Consider the following 5050-nt stretch of genomic DNA (forward strand, 5'->3'; position numbering starts at 1 on the left):
GTGGTGCCGTGGCCCGGTGCGTCCGGGCCCCGGCGTGCCGGTGTCAGCTGCAGGGCAGGTGGCCCATCTCGAAGATCGAGCAGACGCTCTCGTCGGCGATGACCCACTGGCCGTCGACCTCTTCGAAGGTCAACGGCATGGGGGCGCCACCGTGCGGGCCGGCGACCTCGGTGGTGGCGGTGACGGTGTCCTCGTCCACGGCGGCGACCTCGCCGACGGTGCCGGTGAGTGGGTAACCCGCGAGCACCCCGTTGAACTGCTCGAGCACGGCGGTGCGGTCGGCACCGTTCTCGACGACGGCGGCCTTGGCGTCGGCGGGGGCGGCCGGGTCGAAGAACGTGTTCACCTGCTGCTGCAGGACCTCGGCGGTGACCGCGGCGGCCGCGGCCGCGGCGCTCGTGGTGGCACCGGTGGCGGCGCCCGACGTGGTGGCCGAGGCGGTCTCGGTGGGGTCGTCGTCGCTGCTGCACGCGGTGAGGGCGGTGAGGGCGGCGGCGGTGGCCGCGACGGCGGCGAGCTTGCGGATGGTCACGGAGGACAACCTTTCGTGTGAACCGTCGGAACAGAAACCAAAAGATAGGCAAGGCTAACATCGTGGCCGCGGTGGTTCCGGCCCCGGCGGTGTGAGTGCGGCGACACATGTTCGGAACACGGCTGTTTCGTGTCCCCCCGCACATCGGCCCGACTGCCGGTAGCGTGGAAACACCCACAGTGGAGGGAGTCGCACATGTCAGAGAACCCGGATTCGGTTGCCGCCCGTGAGATCGACGAACTGCGAACCGAGGTCGCCGCGTTGCGACGCCGGCTCGCCGAGCCGTCCGACCAGGTACGCGACCTCGAGGCACGCCTCGACTCCCTGACGGTCCGCAACGGCAAGTTGATGGAAACGCTCAAGGAGGCCCGCCAGCAGCTGATCACCCTCCGGGAGGAGGTGGACCGGCTCGGGCAGCCACCGAGCGGCTACGGGGTGCTGCTGAGCACCTTCGAGGACCAGACCGTGGACGTGTTCACGTCGGGCCGCAAGATGCGGGTGGCGGTGTCGCCGAATCTCGACACCGCGGATTTCGAACCCGGACAGTCGGTGCGGCTGAACGAGGCGCTCACCGTCGTCGAGGTCGGCGGTTTCGAACGCGTCGGGGAGATCACCGCGCTGCGGGAACTGCTCGACGACGGCACCCGCGCCCTGGTCGTCGGGCACGCCGACGAGGAACGCGTGGTGTGGCTGGCCGCGCCGCTCGCCGCGGCCGCCGCGCGCACCCTGGACCCGGGGAATGCGGACCTCGCCGACACCGACGACAACTTCAAGCTGCGCCCCGGCGATTCGCTGCTGGTCGACAGCAAGGCCGGGTACGCGTTCGAACGCATCCCGAAGGCGGAGGTCGAGGACCTCGTCCTCGAGGAGGTCCCGGACGTCGACTACGGCGACATCGGTGGCCTGGGCCGGCAGATCGAGCAGATCCGCGACGCGGTGGAGCTGCCGTTCCTGCACAAGGACCTGTTCCGCGAGTACGCGCTGCGTCCCCCCAAGGGCGTGCTGCTGTACGGGCCGCCCGGCTGCGGCAAGACGCTGATCGCCAAGGCGGTCGCCAATTCGCTGGCGAAGAAGATCGCCGAGGCCCGCGGGCAGGATTCGAAGGAAGCCAAGTCGTACTTCCTCAACATCAAGGGCCCGGAGCTGCTGAACAAGTTCGTCGGCGAGACCGAACGGCACATCCGGATGATCTTCCAGCGGGCCAGGGAGAAGGCGTCCGAGGGCACCCCGGTGATCGTGTTCTTCGACGAGATGGACTCGATCTTCCGGACCCGCGGCTCGGGCGTGTCCTCCGACGTGGAAACCACCGTGGTGCCGCAGCTGCTGTCGGAGATCGACGGTGTCGAGGGTCTCGAGAACGTCATCGTGATCGGCGCCTCCAACCGTGAGGACATGATCGATCCGGCGATCCTGCGGCCCGGCCGCCTGGACGTGAAGATCAAGATCGAACGTCCGGATGCGGAAGCGGCGCTGGACATCTTCTCGAAGTACCTGACCGATGCGCTGCCGGTGCACGCCGACGATCTCGCCGAGTTCGGCGGCGACCGCGGCGCGTGTGTGCGGGCGATGATCGAGCGGGTCGTCGACCGGATGTACGCCGAGTCGGAGGAGAACCGGTTCCTGGAGGTCACCTACGCCAACGGCGACAAGGAGGTCCTGTACTTCAAGGACTTCAACTCCGGCGCGATGATCCAGAACATCGTCGACCGCGGCAAGAAGTACGCGATCAAGTCGGTGCTCGAGACCGGCGCCCCGGGTCTGCGGGTGCAGCATCTGCTCGATTCGATCGTCGACGAGTTCGCCGAGAACGAGGACCTGCCCAACACCACCAACCCGGACGACTGGGCCCGGATCTCCGGGAAGAAGGGGGAGCGGATCGTCTACATCCGCACCCTGGTCACCGGCAAGAACGCCAGCACCAGCCGGGCCATCGACACCGAGTCGAACACCGGCCAGTACCTGTAGCGGCGTGAACCGACGGGGTGGGCCGGGAGGGTGTCTCCCGGCCCACCCCGTCACGGCTGCAGCAGGTCCGCCAGCAGCACCCGGCTGTCCGGCACGAACGGCCACGCCGGGTCCCGCACATGCGCGCGCAGCTCGTCGAGGGTCCACCACCAGCCCGCGGCGATCTCGCTGTCCTGGTGCCGCACTTCCCCGCCCCAGCAGGTTTCGAATGCCCACAGGTGACAACGCAGGGGATGGCCGCGCCAGCTGCCGTCCCACGAGGCCTCGGCCAGCGGCGTCAAATCCACTCCGGTCACGCCGAGTTCCTCGGCCAACTCCCGGCGGGCCGCCTCGATCGGGGTTTCCCCGGCGTCGATGACCCCACCGGCGAGACAGTCGTGGTGCGCCGCGAACACCGTCTTGGTGGTGGAACGGCGGTGCACGTAGACGCGGGTGCGGTCCGGGGAGCGCAGCAGCACCCCGGCGCTGCCGTGCCACAGCCCCTGCGCATACACCTGCGAACGCGGGGCCTGCCCGGTGCAGCGGCCGGCGTCGTCGTACACGGCGACGAGTTCGTCGGAGCCGCGCTCGAACCAGGGTGTCGCATCCATTGGGATCATGCTGCCACCCGGGCCCGGACGGCGGCCGGTCGGCGTAGCGTCGAGGCGGTGCGCCCGGCCCACCCGGAGGGAGCCCCGATGCCGCTGCCCGCCACCCTGGCCCGGTTCAACCGGGTCGTCACCAATCGTCTGCTGCGGCCACTGGCGGCGCACCTGCCGTACATGGCGGTCGTCGAGCACCGCGGCCGCCGCTCCGGGCGGCTCTACCGCACCCCGGTCAACGTCTTCGTCGACGGCGACCGGTACCGGTTCGCGCTGACCTACGGCACCGACGTGGACTGGCTGCGCAACGTGCGGGCCGCCGGCGGCTGCACCGTGATCACCCGCGGCCGCGCCGTGCCGGTGACCGACCCGCGGCTGGGCCACGACCCGCACGCGGCGTGGGCGCCGCCGCCGGTGCGGTGGGTGCTCACCACGATCGGGGCCCACCACTACCTGGACTGCACCGCCGCCGCGGCGGTGATCACCTAGTCTCGATGCCATGCAGCGGATCATCGGTATCGAGGTCGAGTACGGGATCTCCTCACCCAACGAACCCACGGCGAACCCGATCCTGACCTCCACCCAGGCGGTGCTGGCCTACGCGGCGGCCGAGGGGGTGCCGCGCGCCAAGCGCACCCGGTGGGACTACGAGGTGGAATCGCCGCTGCGGGACGCCCGCGGCTTCGACCTGGGCCGCTTCAACGGGCCGGCCCCGATCATCGACGCCGACGAGGTCGGCGCCGCCAACATGATCCTCACCAACGGGGCGCGGCTGTACGTCGACCACGCGCATCCGGAGTATTCGGCGCCGGAGGTCGCGGACCCGCTGGACGCGGTGATCTGGGACAAGGCCGGCGAACGCGTGATGGAGGCCGCGGCGCGGCACGCGTCCAGCGTGCCGGGGGCGCCGCGGCTGCAGTTGTACAAGAACAACGTCGACGGCAAGGGCGCCTCCTACGGCACCCACGAGAACTACCTGATGTCGCGGGACACCCCGTTCTCGGCGGTGGTGGCGGGCCTGACCCCGTTCTTCGCGTCCCGGCAGGTGATCTGCGGGTCCGGCCGGGTCGGGATCGGGCAGTCCGGGGACGAGGCCGGGTTCCAGCTCTCGCAGCGCGCCGACTACATCGAGGTCGAGGTGGGGCTCGAGACCACCCTCAAGCGCGGCATCATCAACACCCGCGACGAGCCGCACGCCGACGCCGACAAGTACCGGCGGTTGCACGTGATCATCGGCGACGCGAACCTGGCGGAGATGGCCACCTACCTGAAGGTGGGCAGCACCGCGCTGGTGCTGGACCTGATCGAGGCCGGTGTCGACCTGTCCGATCTGCAGCTGGCGCGGCCGGTGACCGCGGTGCACCACATCAGCCACGACCCGACGCTGCGCAAGACGGTGGCGCTGGTCGACGGGCGGGAGCTGACCGGGCTGGCGTTGCAGCGGATCTACCACGAGCGGGCCGCCGAGTTCCACGACGGCACCGAGGACAAGCGGGTCCTCGACATCCTCGACAAGTGGGCGATGGTGCTCGACCTGCTCGAACGCGACCCGATGGAATGTGCGGACCTGCTGGACTGGCCGGCGAAGCTGCGTCTGCTGGAGGGTTTCCGCAACCGGGAAGGGCTGGCGTGGTCCGCGCCGCGGCTGCACATGGTGGATCTGCAGTACTCCGACGTGCGCCTGGACAAGGGCCTGTACAACCGGCTGGTGGCCCGCGGGTCGATGCAGCGGCTGGTCACCGAGCAGCAGGTGCTCGACGCGGTGCACACCCCGCCGGCGGACACCCGGGCGTTCTTCCGCGGGGAGTGCCTGCGCCGGTTCGGCGCGGACATCGCCGCGGCCAGCTGGGATTCGGTGATCTTCGATCTCGGCGGAGAGTCGCTGGTGCGGATCCCGACGCTCGAACCGCTGCGCGGCAGCCGCGCGCACGTCGGGGCGTTGCTCGAGTCGGTGGAGTCGGCGGCCGAGCTG

The 5050-nt window shown here is 70.1% G+C and carries 5 protein-coding genes; 3 read left to right on the forward strand and 2 right to left on the reverse strand.

What is annotated here, in order from left to right; genetic code table 11:
* Positions 1-43: 43 nt before the first annotated feature.
* Positions 44-532, reverse strand: a complete 489-nt coding sequence (locus tag I0Q12_RS26680) for a nuclear transport factor 2 family protein (protein ID WP_197256331.1) — start codon at positions 530-532, stop codon at positions 44-46.
* Between the two features lie 195 nt (positions 533-727).
* On the opposite strand from I0Q12_RS26680, the gene arc reads away from it, so the two are divergent.
* Positions 728-2497: a proteasome ATPase gene (arc, locus tag I0Q12_RS26685; RefSeq protein WP_197256333.1), complete on the forward strand. Its 1770-nt coding sequence runs from the start codon at positions 728-730 to the stop codon at positions 2495-2497.
* A gap of 50 nt (positions 2498-2547) precedes the next feature.
* Here the strand turns inward: arc and I0Q12_RS26690 are convergent, their stop codons facing one another.
* Positions 2548-3087, reverse strand: coding sequence for an NUDIX domain-containing protein (locus tag I0Q12_RS26690; RefSeq protein ID WP_197256335.1), 540 nt, complete (start codon positions 3085-3087; stop codon positions 2548-2550).
* Between the two features lie 87 nt (positions 3088-3174).
* Here I0Q12_RS26690 and I0Q12_RS26695 point away from each other — a divergent pair, with 87 nt between their 5' ends.
* Together I0Q12_RS26695 and dop are read left to right on the forward strand one after the other, a co-directional pair.
* Positions 3175-3567: a nitroreductase family deazaflavin-dependent oxidoreductase gene (locus I0Q12_RS26695; protein ID WP_197256337.1), complete on the forward strand. Its 393-nt coding sequence runs from the start codon at positions 3175-3177 to the stop codon at positions 3565-3567.
* 10 nt (positions 3568-3577) lie between these two features.
* Positions 3578-5050 (forward strand): depupylase/deamidase Dop (gene dop / locus I0Q12_RS26700; RefSeq protein ID WP_197256339.1); only part of this gene is annotated, 1473 nt, incomplete at its 3' end.

The sequence above is a fragment of the Rhodococcus sp. CX genome (genome assembly GCF_015865005.1).
In the GTDB taxonomy this organism is placed as follows: domain Bacteria; phylum Actinomycetota; class Actinomycetes; order Mycobacteriales; family Mycobacteriaceae; genus Rhodococcus.

What these genes read in the sequence shown, in the direction of transcription:
- arc (WP_197256333.1), top strand. Translation starts at nt 728, where the DNA reads ATGTCAGAGAACCCGGATTCGGTTGCCGCCCGTGAGATCGACGAACTG.
- I0Q12_RS26690 (WP_197256335.1), bottom strand. Translation starts at nt 3,087, where the DNA reads ATGGATGCGACACCCTGGTTCGAGCGCGGCTCCGACGAACTCGTCGCC.
- I0Q12_RS26695 (WP_197256337.1), top strand. Translation starts at nt 3,175, where the DNA reads ATGCCGCTGCCCGCCACCCTGGCCCGGTTCAACCGGGTCGTCACCAAT.